The sequence below is a fragment of the Marinobacter litoralis genome, assembly GCF_003336705.1.
Lineage (GTDB): Bacteria > Pseudomonadota > Gammaproteobacteria > Pseudomonadales > Oleiphilaceae > Marinobacter > Marinobacter litoralis.
Genome location: NZ_QMDL01000001.1, coordinates 781,013 through 800,921, shown reverse-complemented (window position 1 = coordinate 800,921; position 19,909 = coordinate 781,013). Strand labels below are relative to the sequence as shown.

General features: G+C 54.3%; 21 protein-coding genes. 10 read left to right on the top strand and 11 right to left on the bottom strand.

Annotated features, from left to right (window positions below; genetic code table 11):
• Window positions 1-27: 27 nt before the first annotated feature.
• On the top strand, window positions 28-1,761 hold the full coding sequence (locus DOQ08_RS03710; protein ID WP_114333536.1) for a proline--tRNA ligase: 1,734 nt from the start codon (window positions 28-30) through the stop codon (window positions 1,759-1,761).
• Window positions 1,762-1,815: 54 nt separating this feature from the next.
• Here the strand turns inward: DOQ08_RS03710 and murB are convergent, their stop codons facing one another.
• The 9 genes from murB to DOQ08_RS03665 all read right to left on the bottom strand — a co-directional run bounded on the left by murB (window position 1,816) and on the right by DOQ08_RS03665 (window position 10,646).
• Window positions 1,816-2,847: a UDP-N-acetylmuramate dehydrogenase gene (murB, locus tag DOQ08_RS03705; RefSeq protein WP_114333535.1), complete on the bottom strand. Its 1,032-nt coding sequence runs from the start codon at window positions 2,845-2,847 to the stop codon at window positions 1,816-1,818.
• Window positions 2,844-3,323, bottom strand: a complete 480-nt coding sequence (locus tag DOQ08_RS03700; protein WP_114333534.1) for a low molecular weight protein-tyrosine-phosphatase — start codon at window positions 3,321-3,323, stop codon at window positions 2,844-2,846. The genes murB and DOQ08_RS03700 overlap by 4 nt, the downstream gene beginning before the upstream one ends.
• A complete protein-coding gene (gene kdsB, locus DOQ08_RS03695; protein WP_114333533.1) occupies window positions 3,316-4,101 on the bottom strand; it encodes a 3-deoxy-manno-octulosonate cytidylyltransferase in 786 nt (261 codons plus the stop codon). Before kdsB ends, DOQ08_RS03700 begins: the two co-directional genes overlap by 8 nt.
• A gap of 25 nt (window positions 4,102-4,126) precedes the next feature.
• A complete protein-coding gene (locus DOQ08_RS03690; protein WP_114333532.1) occupies window positions 4,127-4,315 on the bottom strand; it encodes a Trm112 family protein in 189 nt (62 codons plus the stop codon).
• On the bottom strand, window positions 4,308-5,366 hold the full coding sequence (gene lpxK / locus DOQ08_RS03685) for a tetraacyldisaccharide 4'-kinase (protein WP_114333531.1): 1,059 nt from the start codon (window positions 5,364-5,366) through the stop codon (window positions 4,308-4,310). Before lpxK ends, DOQ08_RS03690 begins: the two co-directional genes overlap by 8 nt.
• On the bottom strand, window positions 5,363-7,135 hold the full coding sequence (gene msbA, locus DOQ08_RS03680; protein WP_114333530.1) for a lipid A export permease/ATP-binding protein MsbA: 1,773 nt from the start codon (window positions 7,133-7,135) through the stop codon (window positions 5,363-5,365). The genes lpxK and msbA overlap by 4 nt, the downstream gene beginning before the upstream one ends.
• Window positions 7,132-7,557 (bottom strand): ExbD/TolR family protein, encoded by a 426-nt coding sequence (locus DOQ08_RS03675; protein ID WP_114333529.1) that lies wholly within the window; start codon window positions 7,555-7,557, stop codon window positions 7,132-7,134. The genes msbA and DOQ08_RS03675 overlap by 4 nt, the downstream gene beginning before the upstream one ends.
• Before the next feature lie 5 nt (window positions 7,558-7,562).
• Window positions 7,563-8,189 carry a MotA/TolQ/ExbB proton channel family protein gene (locus DOQ08_RS03670; RefSeq protein WP_114333528.1) on the bottom strand — a complete coding sequence of 209 codons (627 nt, stop codon included), beginning with the start codon at window positions 8,187-8,189 and terminating at the stop codon, window positions 7,563-7,565.
• A 72-nt stretch (window positions 8,190-8,261) separates the two neighbouring features.
• The gene (locus DOQ08_RS03665) at window positions 8,262-10,646 is read right to left on the bottom strand and encodes a DNA internalization-related competence protein ComEC/Rec2 (protein ID WP_227537513.1); all 2,385 of its coding nucleotides are present in this window, start codon (window positions 10,644-10,646) and stop codon (window positions 8,262-8,264) included.
• Between the two features lie 137 nt (window positions 10,647-10,783).
• Between DOQ08_RS03665 and DOQ08_RS03660 the strand changes: the two genes are divergently transcribed.
• Entirely contained in the window at window positions 10,784-11,329 is a 546-nt protein-coding gene (locus DOQ08_RS03660) for a DUF2062 domain-containing protein (protein ID WP_114333526.1), read from the top strand.
• Here the strand turns inward: DOQ08_RS03660 and lolD are convergent.
• Both lolD and DOQ08_RS03650 read right to left on the bottom strand, forming a co-directional pair.
• Window positions 11,317-12,027 carry a lipoprotein-releasing ABC transporter ATP-binding protein LolD gene (gene lolD / locus DOQ08_RS03655; RefSeq protein WP_165823597.1) on the bottom strand — a complete coding sequence of 237 codons (711 nt, stop codon included), beginning with the start codon at window positions 12,025-12,027 and terminating at the stop codon, window positions 11,317-11,319. The two genes, DOQ08_RS03660 and lolD, sit on opposite strands and share 13 nt — an antisense overlap.
• Window positions 12,020-13,264 (bottom strand): lipoprotein-releasing ABC transporter permease subunit, encoded by a 1,245-nt coding sequence (locus DOQ08_RS03650; protein ID WP_114333525.1) that lies wholly within the window; start codon window positions 13,262-13,264, stop codon window positions 12,020-12,022. The genes lolD and DOQ08_RS03650 overlap by 8 nt, the downstream gene beginning before the upstream one ends.
• 96 nt (window positions 13,265-13,360) lie before the next feature.
• Here DOQ08_RS03650 and DOQ08_RS03645 point away from each other — a divergent pair, with 96 nt between their 5' ends.
• The 8 genes from DOQ08_RS03645 to DOQ08_RS03610 all read left to right on the top strand — a co-directional run bounded on the left by DOQ08_RS03645 (window position 13,361) and on the right by DOQ08_RS03610 (window position 19,891).
• Window positions 13,361-13,948 (top strand): PilZ domain-containing protein, encoded by a 588-nt coding sequence (locus DOQ08_RS03645; RefSeq protein ID WP_114333524.1) that lies wholly within the window; start codon window positions 13,361-13,363, stop codon window positions 13,946-13,948.
• A 101-nt stretch (window positions 13,949-14,049) separates the two neighbouring features.
• Window positions 14,050-14,355, top strand: coding sequence for a phosphodiesterase (locus DOQ08_RS03640; protein WP_227537469.1), 306 nt, complete (start codon window positions 14,050-14,052; stop codon window positions 14,353-14,355).
• A gap of 100 nt (window positions 14,356-14,455) precedes the next feature.
• Window positions 14,456-15,508, top strand: coding sequence for an agmatine deiminase family protein (locus DOQ08_RS03635; RefSeq protein WP_114333523.1), 1,053 nt, complete (start codon window positions 14,456-14,458; stop codon window positions 15,506-15,508).
• Window positions 15,505-16,428, top strand: coding sequence for a carbon-nitrogen hydrolase (locus tag DOQ08_RS03630; protein WP_114333522.1), 924 nt, complete (start codon window positions 15,505-15,507; stop codon window positions 16,426-16,428). The genes DOQ08_RS03635 and DOQ08_RS03630 overlap by 4 nt, the downstream gene beginning before the upstream one ends.
• A 7-nt stretch (window positions 16,429-16,435) precedes the next feature.
• On the top strand, window positions 16,436-17,344 hold the full coding sequence (locus tag DOQ08_RS03625; RefSeq protein ID WP_114333521.1) for an AAA family ATPase: 909 nt from the start codon (window positions 16,436-16,438) through the stop codon (window positions 17,342-17,344).
• A 151-nt stretch (window positions 17,345-17,495) separates the two neighbouring features.
• On the top strand, window positions 17,496-18,449 hold the full coding sequence (gene trxB, locus DOQ08_RS03620) for a thioredoxin-disulfide reductase (RefSeq protein ID WP_114333520.1): 954 nt from the start codon (window positions 17,496-17,498) through the stop codon (window positions 18,447-18,449).
• Window positions 18,450-18,463: 14 nt separating this feature from the next.
• Window positions 18,464-19,168, top strand: coding sequence for a leucyl/phenylalanyl-tRNA--protein transferase (gene aat / locus DOQ08_RS03615; RefSeq protein WP_114333519.1), 705 nt, complete (start codon window positions 18,464-18,466; stop codon window positions 19,166-19,168).
• Window positions 19,169-19,177: 9 nt separating this feature from the next.
• A complete protein-coding gene (locus tag DOQ08_RS03610; RefSeq protein ID WP_114333518.1) occupies window positions 19,178-19,891 on the top strand; it encodes an arginyltransferase in 714 nt (237 codons plus the stop codon).
• The last annotated feature ends 18 nt before the right edge of the window (window positions 19,892-19,909 follow it).

Below are 19,909 nucleotides of genomic sequence, written 5' to 3'. Positions count from 1 at the left end.
CCACTTTTCAATAAAGCGGAAGACACGATGCGAGCTAGCCGTTATCTGATTGCCACCCAAAAAGAGACCCCTGCTGACGCGGAAATTATCAGCCATCAGCTGATGTTACGTGCAGGTATGATCCGTAAATTAGCCGCTGGCCTATACTCATGGCTGCCACTCGGCCTGCGAACTTTGCGTAAAGTAGAACGGATTGTACGTGAAGAAATGGACAAAAGTGGAGCCCAGGAAGTACTCATGCCTGCGGTTCAGCCGGCTGAGCTTTGGCAAGAGTCTGGCCGCTGGGAACAATACGGCGGCGAATTGCTGCGCCTGCACGACCGACACGGCCGTGATTTTTGCGTTGGCCCTACTCACGAAGAAGTCATTACCGATCTGGTGCGCAATGAGCTGAAAAGCTACAAAGAATTGCCTGCCAACTTCTATCAGATTCAAACCAAGTTCCGCGACGAGCGTCGCCCGCGTTTTGGCGTGATGCGTGCCCGCGAATTCATCATGAAGGACGCTTACTCCTTCCACATTAATGCCGCATCGCTGGACGACACCTACCAGCTCATGCATCGGACCTACTGCAATATCTTTGACCGCTTGGGGCTGGATTATCGCCCGGTGCAGGCGGACTCAGGCTCCATCGGCGGCAGCAGCTCTCACGAATTCCATGTACTTGCTTCCTCCGGTGAAGATGCCATCGTATTCAGCACCGGCGGTGACTACGCCGCCAACATCGAGAAAGCAGAAGCGGTAGCCCCGGCTGGTGATCGTCCTGCGGCCACCGAAGACATGAAAGAAGTGCACACGCCGGATCAGAAGACGATTGATTCCGTCTCTGAATTTTTGGGCCTGCCGGCTGAGCGCAGCGTAAAAACGCTGATCGTGAAAGCCGAAGCTGACGAGAATGGCGAGTCCGGCCTGGTTGCCCTCATTGTGCGTGGCGACCACACCCTAAACGAAATCAAAGCCGAAAACCTGCAAGGCGTGGCCGAGCCACTGACCATGGCAACCGACGAAGAGATCGAGAAGGCCATTGGCTGCAAAGCCGGCTCCATTGGTCCGGTTAACCTGCCGATCCCGACCATCGTTGATCGCAGTGCGGCCCATCTGGCTGACTTCGTGTGCGGCGCGAACAAAGACGACTACCACCTGACCGGCGTCAACTGGGAGCGTGATGTTGCGGTTGGCCGCGTTGAAGATATCCGGAACGTTGTTGAAGGCGACCCAAGCCCGGACGGCAACGGCACGCTGGAGATTCGTCGCGGTATCGAAGTTGGGCACATCTTCAAGCTGGGCAACAAATACAGCTCGGCCCTGAACGCCACGGTACTGGACGAAAACGGCAAATCGGTTGTCATGGAAATGGGCTGCTACGGCATTGGCGTTTCCCGCATTGTGGCCTCATCCATTGAGCAAAACCATGACGACAAAGGCATCATCTGGCCCGACGCGATTGCGCCGTTCCAGGTGGCGATTGTGCTGCTGAACGGGCACAAAGCGCCGGCTGTTGCCGAAGCCGGAGAAAAACTTTACAACGAACTTCGCGAAGCGGGCTATGACGTTCTGCTGGATGATCGCAACATGCGCCCGGGTGTAAAGTTCGCGGATATGGAGCTGATGGGTATCCCGCACCGCTTCGTTATCTCCGAGCGCGGCCTGAATGCCGGCACGTTGGAGTACAAGGGTCGCCGCGATGAAGATAAACAGGATATTGCAGTAGAAGACGCACTGCCTGTGCTGATGAAGGCCTCGCCAAAAACCGGCCTGTAAGACGAAAACAGTTCCGGGCAGCCCGAGAGGCTGCCCGGAATGATCTACATCGGTTTAGTAAGAGCCGACGATACCAGGCTCTACTTCCAGCCCTACCCCGAATTTTTTCTGCACCGACCCCCTCACTTCCTCGGCTAACGCTAATACATCCGCGCCATTGCCATGGGAGTGGTTAATCAGCACCAGCGCCTGTCGATTATGGATGCCCACTCGGGCGTTACGGAAACCTTTCCAGCCGGCCTGATCAATCAACCAGGCAGCCGCCAATTTCACGCCATCGGCAAGTGGATAAAACACCACATCCGGAAAAGACTTTTGCAAACGCTCAAACTGCGCTTGGCCGATAACCGGGTTCTTAAAAAAACTTCCGGTATTGGGCAGGGTGTCTGGGTCGGGTAATTTTCTTCGGCGCACGGCCATGACCGCTTCAGCCACTTCCAGAGGCGTAAGCTCTATACTTTCGGTATCTCCGAGATAATCCTGAAGGTCGCGATAACCGAGTTTAAGGGGAGCCGAACGAGACAAGCGCAGGCGAATCTCCAGAATGATATAACGCCCCGGATTGCGCTTGAAAAAGCTGTCCCGGTAGGCGAACTGACACGCCTCAGTGTCCAACGTAACCACCTTCCGGGAAACACAATCCAACGCGGTCACGCTCTCAAGGGTATCGCACAGCTCCACGCCGTAGGCGCCAATGTTCTGAACCGGCGCAGCCCCCGCCGTTCCGGGAATTAACGCGAGATTTTCAATTCCGCGATAACCGGAGCGAGCTGCGTAAAGCACTGCATCGTGCCAGATTTCCCCTGCAGACAACGCCAGCACTGCCGAATCACCGTCTATCTTCTCCCAGCGCCTGCCTCGTATCGCTATGTGCAGAACCAGCCCGTCAAAGTCACCGGCAAAGACCAGGTTACTGCCACCGCCCAACACCAGCGTTTCCAGCTGTCTCTCGGCAGCGATGTCGAGCGCCTCAACCAGTTGGTCGGCATTTTCGATATCCACAAATTGTTTGGCGTTGACATCAATCGCCATGGTGTTCAGGTCTTTCAAGCTGACCTGTTCGCGGATATGCAGCCCGTAGCTCAAGCCAACCTTCCTCGAATGTGATCCAGCAACCCTTCACTGGCCTCTTGGATCAAATCCAGAACATGCTCAAAGCCCTGATCGCCACCGTAATAAGGATCCGGCACTTCCACTTCGTCGGACCGACCAAATTCAAGGAACAATTGTGGCTCAGTACCGCCGTTTTGGCGCCAAATATCTCGCACATCAGCCAGATTCGAGCGATCCATCACCAATACATAATCAAAAGTATCGAGGTCATTCGGCTGGATCTGACGAGCCTTGAGATCAGAAAGATCAATTCCTCTGCGCCCAGCCGCCTCGATAGACCTGGAATCAGGCGACTTCCCGGTGTGCCAATCTGCGGTACCGCACGAATCGATAAATACTTTGTCTGTCATACCTTGCTTGTTGACGAGCTGGCGAAACACGCCTTCTGCACTGGGCGAACGACAAATATTTCCCAAACAGACAAAAAGAACCCGAACGGATTCAGACATCACGCCCTCCGGCTTCCATCAACTTTCTGATTCGCTCTAAATCTTCTTCCGTATCCACTCCAGGCGCAGGAGGCCGCTCTGCAACATCCACATGAATGCTGGCTCCGTTATAAAGCGCCCGTAACTGCTCCAAAGCTTCTACTTGTTCCGTTGGCGCCGGAGCCCAACTAACAAAGTCGCTCAGAACACTGGCTCGGTAACCGTAGATTCCAATGTGGCGGAAGTACCCGATTCCATCCGGCAGGTCGACCTCTACGGAACTGGCATTTTGAGGCCAGGCGTCACGAGCCCAGGGAATCGGCGCACGGCTGAAATAATGGGCGATGCCCCGAGCATCAAACACCACTTTAACTACGTTTGGGTTAAATACCTGATGAGCGTCATGAATGCGCTCACACAAGGTCGAGATCGCCACCTCGGGATAACGTTCCAGATTGTCAGCCACCTGATTAATCAAAGCCGGCGGCAACAATGGCTCATCGCCCTGAACATTCACAACCCGGTACTCGGGCTCAAGTTCCAGTTTGCGAGCCACTTCTTCGAGCCGGTCCGTACCACTGGCGTGATTCGGTGAGGTCATAACCACTTCAGCCCCGAACGCGAGGCAAGCTTCTTCGATACGTGCATCGTCGGTCGCAACCACGACACGGCCCGCCCGGCTTTCCTGAGCACGTTCATGAACATGCTGAATCATGGGCTTGCCGGCAATCATCGCCAACGGCTTGCCCGGCAATCGGCTGGACGCATAGCGGGCGGGAATCACGACAGTAAAAGACATACAGACAATCCTGCTTGCGGTTAACTCAGTGCTTGTCCAGACGCTCGTCTGTGCTCAGAGTGCGCGCCTCTACGGCGATCATGACGGGGATCCCTTCCCGAATGGGAAACGCCATGGCGTCCTGGTAACACACGAGTTCCGTGCGATCGTCGTTCAGTTTAAGCTCGCCCTTGCACACTGGGCATGCCAGCATAGACAGAAGTTTCTTATCCATGATTTGATCTCTCGGTCATTTGAGACTGTAACTGCTCAGCGCATTCGTTGAGCCGTTCCAGAAAGCGTTGTTCAAAAGGTTCAGACAAGCAGGCATCAACGGTCAAGACCCAAGCGTTATCGGGGGCAAAGCCGCGACATTTCACTGCGTCTTTTGCGGTCATCACTAACCATTCTCCAGCCCCTGAAGCCAGGTCTTCAGGGCGGAACCGATGATGATCCGGAAACGCTTCTTCTTGCACGTGCGCTCCCAACTGTCGCAGAGTGTCGAAGAAACGACCCGGGTTACCAATGCCTGCAACTCCGCGCACGGGCTTCCCGTTAAGGGCATCCGGCGATCGGGTTTCCCCGGAGTTGATATTAACGAGCGAAGCCGGTCGCAAGGACATAGCATGAATGTTTGCGTGTTCGGTGCCGGCAAATTCTTCGATCCGTTGGCCGGATACCGGAAATTCGCCTCCATTGAGTATCACGAAATCGACGGAATTCAGCCGGTCAACGGGCTCTCTCAAAGGCCCCACTGGCAGAATAGCGCCATTCCCGATGCCTCGCTGAGCATCAAACACGGCTAACTCTATATCTCGGGGTAGGCGGTAATGCTGAAGGCCGTCATCGCAAATCAACACATTGCCCAGATCCTGCTCCAAGGCCCAACGCGCTCCGCGAACACGCTGAGGATCCACGACCACCGGGCAACCCGTTGCCAAGGACAACATAAGGGGTTCGTCACCACAAACGCCTGCAGGAGTCCCCTCCTTCACCAGTAACGGGTAGTTATCACTCTTACCGCCATAGCCCCGGCTCAAGATAACCGGCCGCCAACCCTGCTGGCGTATGCATTCCACCAATCGAGCCGTTAACGGCGACTTACCCGTACCGCCGACCGTAATGTTACCCACTACAACCACCGGCACCGGCAAACTTTCAGTGTGAGCCTGCCACGCCTGTCGGCGCTTGGATTCCGATATTGCACGGTATAGCCAAGCGAACGGTGCCAAAACGCTCAAAGGGCGCTTTTCGCCGTACCATAATCGATCAATTACATTACTCATGCATGCTCGCTGAACTGCACCTGGTGCAGTTGCGCATAGGCACCGCCCGCGGCCAACAATTCATCATGGGTTCCAGATTCAACGATGCGACCGTTGTCCATCACCAATATCCGGTCAGCCTTTTCGATGGTTGAAAGCCGGTGCGCAATCACCAACGTAGTACGCCCCTGCATAACGGTTTCGAGCGCCTGCTGAATATGGCGTTCGGATTCGGTGTCCAAAGCCGATGTGGCTTCATCCAATATCAAAATAGGCGCATTTTTAAGCAATGCCCGGGCAATAGCCAACCGTTGCCTTTGGCCGCCCGACAACATCACCCCGTTGTCACCGATCACGGTATCCAGACCTTCAGGCATACGATCAATAAACTCTAGCGCATGAGCCTTAGCCGCGGCCTCGCGGATCTCTTCCCGGCTGCAATCCCGCAGCGCGCCATAGGCGATGTTCGCTGCAATGGTGTCGTTGAACAACACCACATTCTGGGTCACCAAAGCGATTTGGGCACGCAGCGATTCGAGAGAGAAGTCCATCAACGAACGTCCATCAACCCGGATGTCTCCCCCGGTGAAGTCGTAAAACCGCGGTAACAGACTGACCAAAGTGGACTTACCACTCCCTGAGCGCCCCACCAAAGCGACACTCTGGCCCGCCGGTAAATCGATCGAAATCTGGTCCAGAACATTATCGAGCTGATCGCGGTAACGAAACGATACCTGATCAAATTCGATACGCCCTTCTACACGATCAGGAGCATGGGTGCCGCCATCCTTTTCCGGCTTCTCGTCCATGGTTTCGAACACGTCGTAGGCTGCCGCAACACCTTTCTGGATTTTGGAATGGATAGACGTAACCTGGCGAATGGGCTTCGCCATGGTGGTAGCGGCGGTAATGAACGCTATTAACTGACCGGTCGTCATTTCACCGCGGATTTCAGGGGCGAGCATAGTCCAGACCAGTGCTGCGATTGCAATGGCAACCAGCACCTGAATCACCGGAACACTGATGGCCTGCGTGGAAGCCATTTTCAAACTTTGTTTCAGGTTGCGTGCACTGACCTGTCGAAAGCGATCCCTTTCGTAGTCGGCACCACCGAAGGTACGAACCACGCGATATCCGGAAATCGATTCCGTCGCCACATGGGTGATATCTCCCATCGAACCCTGGATTCGCTTGCTGATCTTGCGAAACCGCTTACTGGCATAGCTGACAACAAAGCCAATTACCGGCCCAACCGTCAGGAAGACCAGCGTGAGTTTCCAGTTGGTGTAGATCATGAAGCCGAGCAAACCGACGATGGTCAGGCCTTCTCGCAAGGTGATGGTGATCGCGTTGGTCGCAGCTTCGGCCACCTGCTCAACGTTGAACGTTAATTTTGACACTAACCGGCCAGCGGCATTTTCGTCGAAATAACGAGACGGCAGTGTCATCATTCGATCAAACACATCGTTACGCAGAGCGTTAATCACGTTACGGCCAACGTAACTGATGAAGTACTGACTGAAAAAGGTGCCCAACCCACGAAGGGCAAACACCCCAACAATCAAGGCGGTCAACATCACACGATTCTGCGAAGTCGGGTTCTCGATCGCGGTGATGACGTACTCCATGGCAGCGGCCATGCCCGTGGACGCTGCAGCGTAAAGCACATTACCCACAACGGCTAATGAAAAGGCCAACCAGAAGGGCTTCACATAAGTCAGCAAGCGCTTGTAGGTTGCCCAGCTGCCCGTAGGCGGTGTTTTAAGAGGTTCGGGAATTGAGCTGCTCACTGAGACTCAGCCTCCCGCTCGGTGGTGATGCTCAGTTTGGAGAAACCCAACCGGCCGGCTACATCCATCGCACGAACAACAAACTCATGAGGTGTACGAGCGTCTGCAGTAATAATATAAGGCAAGCTGTTATCCCCTTCAGCCAATTCGCTGACACCTCTTTCCAGAGTCTCCCTGCGATTGTTGACCAACGTCTTATCGTTCAGGATGTATTGCCCCTCGGCATTAATGACTACGTCGATCTGACGCACTTCAGCCGGCTCTGCAGGATCTCCACTGGCTTCGGGCAGCTCGACCTCAAGATGACTTTCCCGAGTGAACGTAGTCGAAACCATAAAGAAAATCAGCAGCAGGAACACCACGTCAATCAGTGGCGTCAGGTCTACCCCGACTTCCTGGCTTCTCTGGCGCTTGAACTTCACGGTGTTCAGGCTCCTTCCACGTCGATTTCGCGATCACCATGAACCACTTCAACCAACTTAATGGCTTCTTGCTCCATATTGACCACCAACTCATCAACCCGGCGAATAAAATAGCGATGGGCAATCAGCGCCGGGATAGCTACGCTCAACCCGGATGCAGTAGTAATCAGGGCTTCCGAAATGCCACCGGCAAGGTTGCCGGCGTTGCCAACGCCTGCCAGCTGAATTTCGGCAAACACCTTGATCATACCAATGACGGTGCCCAACAAACCGAGCAGCGGGGTAATGGTTGCGACGGTTCCCAACGGGTTAAGGAAACGTTCGAGCTCGTGAATAACCTGACTCGCTTCGTGCTCAATGCTTTCTTTCATGATCTCGCGACCATGTTTAGCGTTCATGAGGCCGCTTGCCAGCACTCTGCCCATGGGGGACGAGCCCTGCAGAGCCTTAAGCTTCCGCCCATTCAGCTCTTTCTTTTTAATCCAGCGCCAAAGTTCGTTAAGCGATTGGGAAGGTGCCACGCGGGAAGCACGCAACGACCAGAAACGCTCCAAAATAATCGCAAGCGCTAAAATGGAACAGGCAACAATAGGCACCATCAGGATGCCACCAGCTTTCAACAGCTCAAACACGCTTGATCTCCCTGATTAATGACAAGCCGCGCTACTTTAGCATAGCTGCCGGTGCAGGCCACACCTGCAATGTCACGGTATTTTACATTGATCCCGGGTAAGGCCTGGGCCGGCAATCCAGAACGGTGCGTGCTGCGTTGATTCAATGATCTTCGGGCCCTCGGCGGCAAAACGCACGGACACCTGCCCTGAACACGCAGTATTCAAAGGAATCGCGCCCACTTGCTCGTACCGACTGACAACACTTTGATGCGGATGGCCGTAACGATGCCGATATCCCGCGGTATAAATAACCCGATTCGGCTTAACTGCCGACACCCATTGCATCGAAGACGATGTTTTGCTGCCATGATGCGGCGCTACCAGAATTCGGTGCCCCGTAAACGCCAACAACCAAGTCAGCCCGGGGTCAGCCAACATTTCCGCTTCCACTTCATGACCAATATCGCCGGCAAGAAGCACATCCGCTCCAGACTCGCGATGAAACAGCCTCAGCACACAAGAGGCATCATTTCCCGACCGCGGCAACCGGCTTCGCCAGAAATTTAACTGCAACGATCCCAGCATCTGCGGTAGACGCGGGCACAGCTGAATTGGCGTAACAGGTTGGCCCTCCAGTTTATTTTGAACCACTTCAGGTTCGCCTGTTGTGATCACTCCTACGGAGAATTCGTCCAGCAACCGATCCAACCCGCCCGAATGATCACTATCACCATGACTCACCACAAGATGATCGATTCGATTCACACCAAGCGCCTTCAGGTTCGGCAGCAAAACCGACTCGGCAGCAGAATAAACGCCTTTCACTTCGGGCCCCGTGTCATACAACAAGACTTGTTTTCCCGAACGGACCAATACCGATAATCCCTGCCCGACATCCCAAATGTGAACTTCGGGTGGGTCCACGGACCTATTCTCGGGCTCGGGGTTATTCAGCCAGCCTACCCCCAACCAAGCCAGGACAGCCGTTACACTCAGTGCCCGGAACGACCGGCTCGGAAAACGTAGCAACAGCAAAGCAACAACCGCGAAAACCACCAATACGGTTTGCGAAGCGCTTGGCAGTGGTTCTACCGGCAAAGCCGCCACCCCCTGAAGCAACGCCCATAGCATGCCAAGCGCGGCATCGAAGATCTGGATCACATGAACGGTTAAGAAACCACCACTCACCATTACCAACACGGTTCCGGCGAATAACACCGGCATCACCACAAACGACACCCAGGGAATGGCAACCAGGTTTGCCAGCACACCCGCTAAGGGCTGAGTTTGGTCAAAAGACTGGAGAACCGGCCATAGCCCGACAAACACCGCACACTGGGCCAGCAACAACCCTGAAAGCCAGCCCATACCTGCCAAACGATTGGCGAACACCCAAATGAGCAGTGCAACTGCGGAAAAAGACAACCAAAAGCCCTGATCAAGGGGCGCGAAGGGATCGAGTAACAGTACGCCTGCCATGGCAATCACGAACGGCCACCAGGGACTGACCTCCCGAGCTTTAAGAAGAAACCACCCGCCAACCACTACCATGATCAACGCTCGTCGAGTGGGTACTGTCATTCCCGCCAACAAGGCATAAAACAAGCACGCGATCAGCACTGCAAAATAGACGGTGCTACGAATGGCACTTTCCGAGATAGATCCCGGTGGTAACATCAGCAAAAAACGACGAATCACCAACCCGGAAATCAGCGCCACCAAGCCCAAATGCAATCCGGAAATCGCGACCAAATGAATCGTGCCGGTTGCCTTAAGAATCTGCCAGTGATCTGCAGACAGGTGCCCACGATTACCAATCAGCAAAGAGGCGATTAAAGCGTAGTGTTCTGCATCACCAAAAAAGCGTTCAACAGTGGAGGCCATTTCCCTGTGCCACGCGTGATAGGTGCAAGCCAATCCACAGGAAGCACCCGGCAATTCAGCGACTTCCCGGACACTTCCCGTTGCGTTCACCCCCTGCCTGAACAACCAATCCTCGTACCGGAAACCAACATTATTGAGGCTTCCGTGCGGTCGTTTGAGAACCGCCTGCAGCGCGATTGATCCTATCGGCAATACCTTCTCGCCAGAGCCGTACCAAGCCAGGCGAATCTTGTCCGGGCGCGCACCGTCTTCCACGGAATCAGGGGCTTCCGGCCAACCGTTCACGCAAAAGTTGAATCGAACGCTGTTAAAGTTTCCGGGCTGAGGTAGGTCGCAGACATATCCGAAGACGGTTAATGGAACCCCTTCCTCCAGAGGTGTAAGCTGTTTCTCTAGACGAGTGTCGGCGTTCCAGGTAGCCCAACCCAAACCAACCGCAAGCCAAAGGACAGCAAGAACAACCACACGAAAACGGGCTGTTTTCAGCTTCAAAAGCAGCGGTATTGCAAATAGGGATGAAAACAACCACGGATAAGGTGGCAAAACCGAGAACCGATACAGTAAGATAACGCCGCAACTAAATGCGAACACGCCCGCTGGGCAAAGTAGAGATCTTTCAGCTTTCGGGCTGAACTGGGTGTTTCTGGACAATCCTTGTCCTCCGATCAAAATCGACGCTCCTCATGCGCCGGTTACCATCCATACCGAGAGAACAGGCCGAACGTCCAATGCCGAAGAGGTTTATGAAACGGTATTTGCCGACCCCAGAAAAAGTGCAGTCTATGAAGAGTCTGCACTTTTTAGGCGATATCCTTCACGAGCCCAATCTGTGGCATATCAACCGCCACTGCGTGGCACGAGCTTTTCTGATCGGCATCTGGTTTTGTTTTATTCCAATGCCTTTCCAAATGGTGGCCGCAGCCTTTTTCGCCATTTGGTTCAACGCAAACCTGCCGCTCTCCGTCGCATTGGTCTGGATCAGCAATCCGCTGACCATGCCGCCTATTTTCTACTTCAATTACAAAGTAGGCGCCTGGATACTGGACCGACCGCTACTGCCATTCGAGTTCCACGCAAACTGGCACTGGTTCAGCGATCGCCTGTTTGAAATCGGCATTCCGCTATATCTGGGCTCACTACTGCTTGCAACAATCAGCGCTTGTATTGCCTACCTGGCCGTGCAATTCCTTTGGCGCCGAAAAGTACGTTCCGATTGGCAACTGCGCCGCCGCCTGAGAGCCAGACGACAGCGCAGCAAGGCTCAAGACTCCTGAACCAAGGTACCTTGTTCTAACCGCAGTACCCGCCCCAAACTTTTTGCCATGCCCATATCGTGGGTCACCATGATAAAGGCCGTACCCGAGTTATCGCGCAAGTCCTGAATCAAAGCCCGAATACCTTCTCCGGTATGCTGGTCGAGGTTACCGGTAGGCTCATCCATCAATACACAATTAGGCTCGTTGACCAAAGCCCGTGCAATGGCCACTCGCTGGCGCTCACCACCCGACAGTTCGCCAGGCTTGTGTCGCAGACGCTGCCCCAGCCCTACCCGCTCCAAAAGCGCTTCAGCCTTAGGCTTCGCCTGCCGTGGAGATTGACCTGCCAGCGCCAACGGCATCATGACATTCTCAAGTGCGGTAAATTCGGGCAGAAGATGATGAAACTGATAAACAAAGCCCAGATGCTGATTACGGAAACGCGCACGGCCCGCTTCAGACATCCCATGAATATTCTGACCACAGATTGCTATCTGGCCGGATGAGGGTTTGTCCAACCCTCCAAGAAGGTTCAGCAGCGTGGTTTTACCGGCACCGCTACTGCCCACAATCGCAACGGTTTCGCCTGCCGACACTTCCAACGAAATATCGGAAAAGATGGTCAGCTTTTCCGGGCCCTCACTGTAGGTGCGCGTAACTTTCCGGCAATCAATCACTAAAGGCGTGGCTGTGTTTGTCATCGTTGCATCACTCATAGCGCAAAGCCTCCGCCGGTTCGACTCGCGACGCCCGCCAAGCCGGGTAAATTGTTGCCAGCAGACTCATCGCCAAACCAGCACCACTGATCACTGCCACATCCTGCCATTGCAACTGAGACGGCAGGTAGCTGATAAAATACACATCGGCACTCAAGAACTGGTGCCCCATGGCCGCCTCAAGCCAGGAGATGAAGGCACTGATATTCAACGCACCCAGTACGCCCAGCGCTGTTCCAATCAAGGTGCCAAACACCCCGATCACTGCGCCCTGTATAATAAAGATGCGCATAATTCGGCCCGGGGTAGCCCCCATAGTCCGAAGAATGGCGATATCGGCGGTTTTATCAGTAACGACCATGACCAACGTAGACACAATATTGAAGGCCGCAACCGCAACGATAAACATCAACAACAGCCCTATCATGGTTTTTTCCATGCGAATGGCGTTGAACAAGTTACCGTGGGTGCGCGTCCAATCCGACACGTAATAACGACCACCCAAGCCAGACGCTACGTCGTTGACGACTCTCGGGGCCGAGAACAAATCATCCATCAGCAGTCGCAGCCCTTCCGCTTTGCCACCGGTGCGCATCAAGCGCGACGCATCATCCATGTGAATCAGCGCGTAATTACCGTCCAGCTCGGCACCGACACTGAAAATACCTTTTACGGTAAAACGCTTGAGTCTTGGTAACACGCCCGCCGGAGTCACTGAAGCCTCAGGCAACACCACCGTCAATTTGTCACCTATGCCCAATCGAAGGCTGTTGGCCATCAGCCGGCCGATAATAATGCCGAACTCACCGGATTTGAGATCGCTCAGGCCACCCTCTACAAAATGGTTTTCAATGATCGAGACAGAGGCTTCCTGCTCCGGCAAAATGCCGTTCAGCATCACACCTCGCACATTACCGCCTCCGGTAACCATACCCTGCCCCTGAATAAACGGCGCAGCGGCCAGAACATCAGGATTCTGCTCCACCCGGCGGTCCAGCTCCTCCCAATCGTTTAACGGGCCTGACGCACCCTGGATGGTGGCATGGGGAACCATGCCCAAAATTCGTTGTTTGAGCTCCTGGTCGAAACCGTTCATCACTGACAGCACAATGATCAGTACCGCCACACCCAGCATCAAACCAATCATGGATGTGAGGGAGATAAACGAAATGAAATGATTACGGCGCTTGGCTGCGGTGTACCGCAAACCAATATAAAACGATAAGGGTCTGAACATGGGGAGGTGCCTGTCGCTACCTTCGGGTCTGTCGTGGTTTAAGAAACTGCTAAACTACTTTGTACTATCAACATTTCTTAGCTATCCGGAGAAAGGATGCCAAGCCAAGATACTACGGGCTCAGTGCCCCGGTCGCCACAAGATCGTCGGGAGTTTTTCCGGATCCAGGATCGTATTGGGCTCGAAGTCCGGCGACTCGGAGACAATGACCAGGCCGATCCAGATCTTTTTAAGGACACGCCGCTGGACTCATTGAAGGCCGAATACCGTCGACTGGACCAAGACATAAAAACCCAGCTGGCCAATCTTTCCGAACGCGACCGCTTGCTAACCGGCTTGATAACAACGCTGAACAGCAAGCTGGATACGTTGGCGCGCATTATCGCCTTTGAGCAAAATCCGTTGCAACCGGATGACTGGCAAGATGTGACACTGAGCGAAGGAGGCCTCGCCTTTTTTAGCCGGTCTAGTGCCTGGCAGTCAGGAGATCTTATGGCCGTGCGTATGACCTTGCCCCCAGAACTTTACCAACCCCAAGGAATTGCTCGAGTGATCGACCTGGACCGCACCACCGCTGGAGGCGCGTGGGTTCAAGCCGCATTCACAGAGTTGAACGAAAGCGATCGTCAACAAATTGCCCGCCATGTGATGCGGTGGCAGATACGACAGAAACAAAACCGGTAAACTCTCAATAAAGTGTTGGCTTTTAGTAAGCTTTTCACCATATTACGCTTTATCCATGTGCCGAACGGGCAGCAGCAAACTCAGCATTAACGGAGTCGATGATGAAAAAGAAACACAACCTGAGCGCAGCACTCGGCCTCGCAGCCTTGCTCGTCACCGCAATGGCACCGGCCGTTCAGGCAGAAAATCTGGCGGTTCCGGTGGGCAGCCAGGCAGATCGCAGCGCAATCAGCCTGCCCAGCAACGGCATGAGCCAGGCTTCGGTGCGCCAACGCTGGGGCAACCCGCTCGACATCCGCGGTCCCGTTGGCCAACCACCTATCAGTCAGTGGCACTACACAGACTTCGTCGTCTATTTCGAGCGTGACCTCGTCATGCACGCTGTAGTGAAGCGCCAGAAAAACTGAACACTTAGATTAGAATGACAACTTTCTTCTTTTATGGCCTGACGTTCCGATAACGGTCAGATAGAATGACAGTTTTTGTGAACCAAGGTGGCTTAATACAGTGAGTTCCAAACGAGTTTTGCCTGCAGAGTGGGCACCCCAGAGCGCCGTCCTGCTGACCTGGCCCCATCCCGGTACTGACTGGGCCAAGGTGATGTCCGAAGTAGAGCCTGTGTTTCTGGCAATCGCCAAGGCCACCCTCCGTTTCGAGCATCTGGTTATTAGCTGCGAGTACGTTGCCCGGTTACAAGAGCTCGGCAACGAACTCAATGCATGGGCAGAAGATAATCAACTGCCCGGTAGAGTGATCACCGTTCCAGCGCCTGCCAACGACACATGGGCGCGAGACCATGGCCCCATCACCGTTGAGACGGAAGATGGCCCTACCCTGATCGACTTCAAGTTCAATGCTTGGGGTGGAAAATTTAACTGGGAAAAAGATAACGCTCTCAATATGCATTTGGCCGGTGCTCGGGTATTTGGCAAGCACCCCATGCAAACCGTGGACTTCGTGCTGGAAGGCGGCTCCATAGAATCAGACGGTGAAGGAACACTCCTCACCACCAGCGAATGCCTGCTGACACCATCCCGCAATCCAACGATGGACCGCACCAGCATTGAACAATTGCTGACAGAAATGATCGGCGCTGAGCGCATCCTTTGGCTAAACCACGGCTATTTGGCCGGCGATGACACCGACAGCCATATCGATACTCTGGCCCGCTTCTGCGCGCCCGATCACATCTGTTACGTGGCCTGCCCGGACGTTGCTGATGAACATTACAGCGCACTTGCCGCCATGGAAGAAGAGCTACAAGGTTTCTGCCAAAAAGATGGAACACCATACAAACTAACGGCCTTGCCTTGGCCCGATGCCATTTTTGATGAAGATGGCGAGCGCCTGCCAGCAACCTACGCCAACTTTCTGATCATCAATGGTGCCGTGTTACTGCCGATTTACGACGTGCCGCAAGATCAAGAAGCCATTCGCATTTTGGGTGACATTTTTCCCGACCGGGAGATTATTCCCATTAACTGCCGCCCACTGATCTATCAGCATGGCAGCTTACACTGCGTCACCATGCAAATTCCCGCTGGAGTTGTAGAAGTATGACCCGGGTAGAAGCCCCCAACACTCTGACCGTTGCCGCCATCCAACAACGCTGCAGTGACGACAAAGCCGTCAGCCTGGCTACGTCTGAACGGTTAATTCGTGAAGCGGCAGACAATGGCGCACAGTTAGTGGTTTTGCAGGAACTGCACGCCACCCTGTATTTCTGCCAAGCCGAAGACACCGACGTTTTTGAGTTGGCCGAACCCATCCCCGGGCCGACCAGCACACACTTATCTGCTCTCGCGAAAGAGCTGGGCATCGTATTGGTGGGCTCAATTTTCGAGCGCCGGATGAATGGCGTTTATCACAACACCTCTGTTGTTTTCGAAGCGGATGGCAGCCTTGCCGGCATTTATCGGAAAATGCACATACCCGACGATCCGGGCTTCTACGAAAAATTCTATTTCACCCCGGGCGATGCAAACTTTAACGACGGCAACAGCGGGTTTACCCCTATCCAGACCTCGGTTGGCAAATTAGGGGTTTTGGTGTGCTGGGATCAATGGTACCCGGAAGCCGCACGACTGATGGCATTGGCCGGCGCCGAAGTTCTGATCTACCCCACCGCCATTGGCTGGGACATCACCGATGAGAAAGACGAGCAAGCTCGTCAGCTCGATGCCTGGATCACCGTGCAGCGAGGCCATGCCGTGGCCAACAACCTGCCGGTGATCGCACCGAACCGGGTAGGCACAGAACCAGACCCGTCAGAACAAACCGACGGTATTCGTTTTTGGGGTAACAGCTTCATCTGCGGCCCCCAGGGCGAATTTCTTGCGCGGGCCGACGAACAGCAAGAAGGCATCCTGATTGCCAAGCTGGACCGAAATCGTTCGGAATCCGTTCGCAGAATCTGGCCGTACCTGAGAGACAGGCGAATTGATGCCTACGGCGATATTCTGAAAAGGGTCAGGGACTAACCTAGGTATGAAGCAGAAGCTGGACAAAGTCGTTAACGAACTCAACACCATTTTGTTGGGGAAGGAGCCACAAGTACGCCTTGCTCTTTGCGGCTTACTCGCTCGCGGCCACCTGCTGATCGAAGACATTCCAGGCATGGGCAAAACAACACTGTCCCACGCTCTGGCCAGCATCATGGGCCTCAGCTATCAGCGAATCCAGTTTACCAATGACCTACTGCCTGCCGACGTACTGGGCTACTCCATGTACGACAAGCAGGCCAATAACCTAGTGTTCCACCCGGGCCCTATTTTCGCACAAGTGGTATTGGCCGACGAAATCAACCGGGCATCCCCGCGCACTCAAAGCGCTCTGCTGGAAGCCATGGAAGAGCGGCAAGTGTCCATAGAAGGCGAAACTCGCCCCCTGCCCGCTCCGTTTTTCGTGATCGCCACCCAAAACCCGATCGAACAGGGTGGCACTTTCCCTCTACCCGAATCTCAACTCGACCGTTTTCTGATGCGCCTGAAACTGGGCTACCCGGATCCGAAAGCGGAACGAGAACTTCTGGAAGGCGAAGACAGGCGAGCATTGACGGCCCGCCTCGAGGCAATCCTGCCACAAGCAGAATTGGAACAGGCTCAGGCTGCCGTTGAGAAAGTCTCTACCAGCCCGGCTCTGCTTGATTACCTGCAGCGATTACTAGAGCAAAGCCGGCGGATGCCTGGCCTGATGTACGGCCTATCTCCTCGCGCCGGGCTTGGATTGTTGCGTGCAGCCAAAGCCTGGGCGTTGATGGCTGGACGCGACCACGTGTTACCGGACGATCTTCAGGCGGTGTTTCCGTCAGTGGCAGAACATCGCCTCGAGCAAGGCGAAACTGGCAAGAGTCAGGAACGCGTTCGCCAGCTCTTAAGCACGGTATCGGTTCTTTAATTCCAGCCAACGCACATATAGCCAGTTTCAATGAACGGTATATTGTGAAACAAATGGCAGCCAATCAAATTCATGATAGCCTTCTACCACACTTCGAACACCGAGCTTGCCTTACGAGCTCGAACCAGACCAAACTATTAGCGAGATTTCGATGAGCACAACCCAACACTCCCGCCTAATCATTCTTGGCTCCGGCCCGGCCGGTTACACCGCTGCAGTTTACGCAGCCCGCGCCAACCTGAACCCGACACTGATTACCGGCATAGAAGTGGGCGGGCAGCTCACCACCACCACCGATGTCGACAACTGGCCGGGTGACAACGACGGCGTTCAGGGCCCCGAACTGATGCAGCGCATGCAGAAGCATGCAGAGCGTTTCGAAACTTCAATTGTTTACGACACCATCAACGAAGCCGATCTGCAAAGCCGCCCCTTCCGCCTGAAAGGCGACAGCGGCGAATACACCTGCGACGCACTGATCATCGCCACCGGTGCATCCGCTATGTACCTGGGCATGGAATCTGAAGAAAAATTCAAAGGCCAAGGCGTATCGGCCTGCGCGACTTGTGACGGTTTCTTCTACCGCAAACAGAAAGTCGCGGTCATTGGCGGTGGTAACACCGCAGTTGAAGAAGCGCTGTACCTGTCCAACATCGCGGATGAAGTCACTCTGGTACACCGCCGCGACAAGCTTCGCTCGGAAAAGATCCTGCAGGACAAACTGTTTGAAAAAGCCGAGAACGGCAATGTGAACATCATCTGGAACCACACTCTGGATGAAGTACTGGGTGATGGTACCGGTGTTACCGGTATGCGCATCAAGAGCACAGAAGATGGCAGCACTCAGGAGATGGACCTTTCCGGTGTCTTCATTGCCATCGGGCATAAACCAAACACCGATCTGTTCGCCGGTCAGCTGGACATGGAAAACGGATACCTGAAAATCAAATCCGGACTGGAAGGTATGGCCACTCAAACCAGCATCCCTGGCGTGTTTGCTGCCGGTGATGTCGCAGATCACGTTTACCGTCAGGCTGTAACGTCTGCAGGCTTCGGTTGCATGGCGGCGCTGGATGCCGAGAAGTTCCTGGACCAGCAGGGCTAAGGCGTCTCGGCAACATGACGTCGTTACCATGGATAGAGCCAGACAAACTCTGGTTCCCTCCCGCAGACGAAGCGCTAGACGACCCCGACGGCCTACTGGCCGTCGGGGGAGATTTATCTGCAGATAGGCTGCAACTGGCCTACCGCAATGGAATCTTTCCTTGGTTCAGCGATGACCAACCCATTTTATGGTGGTCACCTAACCCAAGGTGCGTGCTGATACCCGGGAAAGTCCATGTGTCCCGGAGCCTTCGCCGCACACTAAATCAACAGCGTTTCCGTGTCACTTCAGATCAGTGCTTTGGCCGTGTGATCCGGCTTTGTGCCTCAACTCGAGCTGAAGGCACCTGGATCACCGACGATATGATCGACGCCTACAGCGAACTTCACCGCCTAGGCATCGCTCATTCTATCGAAGTGTGGAACCAGAACGGCGATCTTGCAGGCGGCATGTACGGCGTGGCTATCGGCCGATGTTTCTTTGGCGAATCCATGTTCTCGCTTGAAACCAACGCCTCAAAAGTTCTCATGGTGCACCTTGCCCACCAGCTGCAAGAGTGGGGTTATAAGATCATGGACTGCCAGGTGGAGAGTAGCCACTTGTTATCCATGGGTGCTACGACAGTTTCCCGCCCGGAATTTTTATCTATACTCAAAGCATGTGTAGACGCCAAGCCCAGAGAGTCCGGGTGGAATTTTACATGGCAGTGGCCCCGTTAGGAGAAGTGCATGAGTAATCTCCGAACGCTCGTTTTCTTTGCGACACCCGCCCACGATTGCAGCTACCTCCCTGATCGTGAAGCCACCACGATGTTTGTAGACCCGCGGGCGGAAATAGATAAAAAACTCTACAGTCAGCTCACAGCACTGGGTTTTCGTCGCAGCGGCTCGCATTACTATCGGCCGCACTGCGAATCTTGCTCGGCCTGTGTGCCTGTACGCCTGAAAGTGGATAATTTTCAGCCAGATCGAAGCCAGCGCAGAGTGCTCAAAAAGAATGACGACCTGCAATGCCGGCTCGTTCCGGCAGCCTACAGCGAGCGTTACTACCGCTTGTACGCGCACTACATCGAAGAACGCCATCAAGACGGCGACATGTACCCGCCGACGCGAGAACAATTCACGTCGTTTTTAGTCGAAGGCTCCACCGACTCCTGGTTTCTGGAAATCTCTTTAGGCAACGAACTGATAGGTCTGGCCGCCATCGACTTACTCGACGACGGCCTGTCAGCGATATACACCGTCTTCGCGCCGGAATACGAGCATCGCAGCCTAGGTACATTTGCAGTGCTTTGGCAAATAGAAGAAGCCAAAGCGCGAGAGTTGCCCCATCTATATCTGGGGTACTGGATAAAAGACTGCAAAAAAATGAGCTACAAAACCCGCTACAGACCCATCGAGGCACTGCAAGATGGTCAGTGGCATGAAATGAGCAGTACCTGATTTTTGCCAAACGGGAAG

Coding starts and splice junctions, on each gene's coding strand:
- DOQ08_RS03710 (WP_114333536.1), top strand. CDS start 28: ATGCGAGCTAGCCGTTATCTGATTGCCACCCAAAAAGAGACCCCTGCT.
- DOQ08_RS03700 (WP_114333534.1), bottom strand. CDS start 3,323: ATGTCTGAATCCGTTCGGGTTCTTTTTGTCTGTTTGGGAAATATTTGT.
- kdsB (WP_114333533.1), bottom strand. CDS start 4,101: ATGTCTTTTACTGTCGTGATTCCCGCCCGCTATGCGTCCAGCCGATTG.
- DOQ08_RS03690 (WP_114333532.1), bottom strand. CDS start 4,315: ATGGATAAGAAACTTCTGTCTATGCTGGCATGCCCAGTGTGCAAGGGC.
- lpxK (WP_114333531.1), bottom strand. CDS start 5,366: ATGAGTAATGTAATTGATCGATTATGGTACGGCGAAAAGCGCCCTTTG.
- DOQ08_RS03660 (WP_114333526.1), top strand. CDS start 10,784: ATGCCGAAGAGGTTTATGAAACGGTATTTGCCGACCCCAGAAAAAGTG.
- lolD (WP_165823597.1), bottom strand. CDS start 12,027: ATGAGTGATGCAACGATGACAAACACAGCCACGCCTTTAGTGATTGAT.
- DOQ08_RS03650 (WP_114333525.1), bottom strand. CDS start 13,264: ATGTTCAGACCCTTATCGTTTTATATTGGTTTGCGGTACACCGCAGCC.
- DOQ08_RS03645 (WP_114333524.1), top strand. CDS start 13,361: ATGCCAAGCCAAGATACTACGGGCTCAGTGCCCCGGTCGCCACAAGAT.
- DOQ08_RS03640 (WP_227537469.1), top strand. CDS start 14,050: ATGAAAAAGAAACACAACCTGAGCGCAGCACTCGGCCTCGCAGCCTTG.
- DOQ08_RS03630 (WP_114333522.1), top strand. CDS start 15,505: ATGACCCGGGTAGAAGCCCCCAACACTCTGACCGTTGCCGCCATCCAA.
- DOQ08_RS03625 (WP_114333521.1), top strand. CDS start 16,436: ATGAAGCAGAAGCTGGACAAAGTCGTTAACGAACTCAACACCATTTTG.
- trxB (WP_114333520.1), top strand. CDS start 17,496: ATGAGCACAACCCAACACTCCCGCCTAATCATTCTTGGCTCCGGCCCG.
- aat (WP_114333519.1), top strand. CDS start 18,464: ATGACGTCGTTACCATGGATAGAGCCAGACAAACTCTGGTTCCCTCCC.
- DOQ08_RS03610 (WP_114333518.1), top strand. CDS start 19,178: ATGAGTAATCTCCGAACGCTCGTTTTCTTTGCGACACCCGCCCACGAT.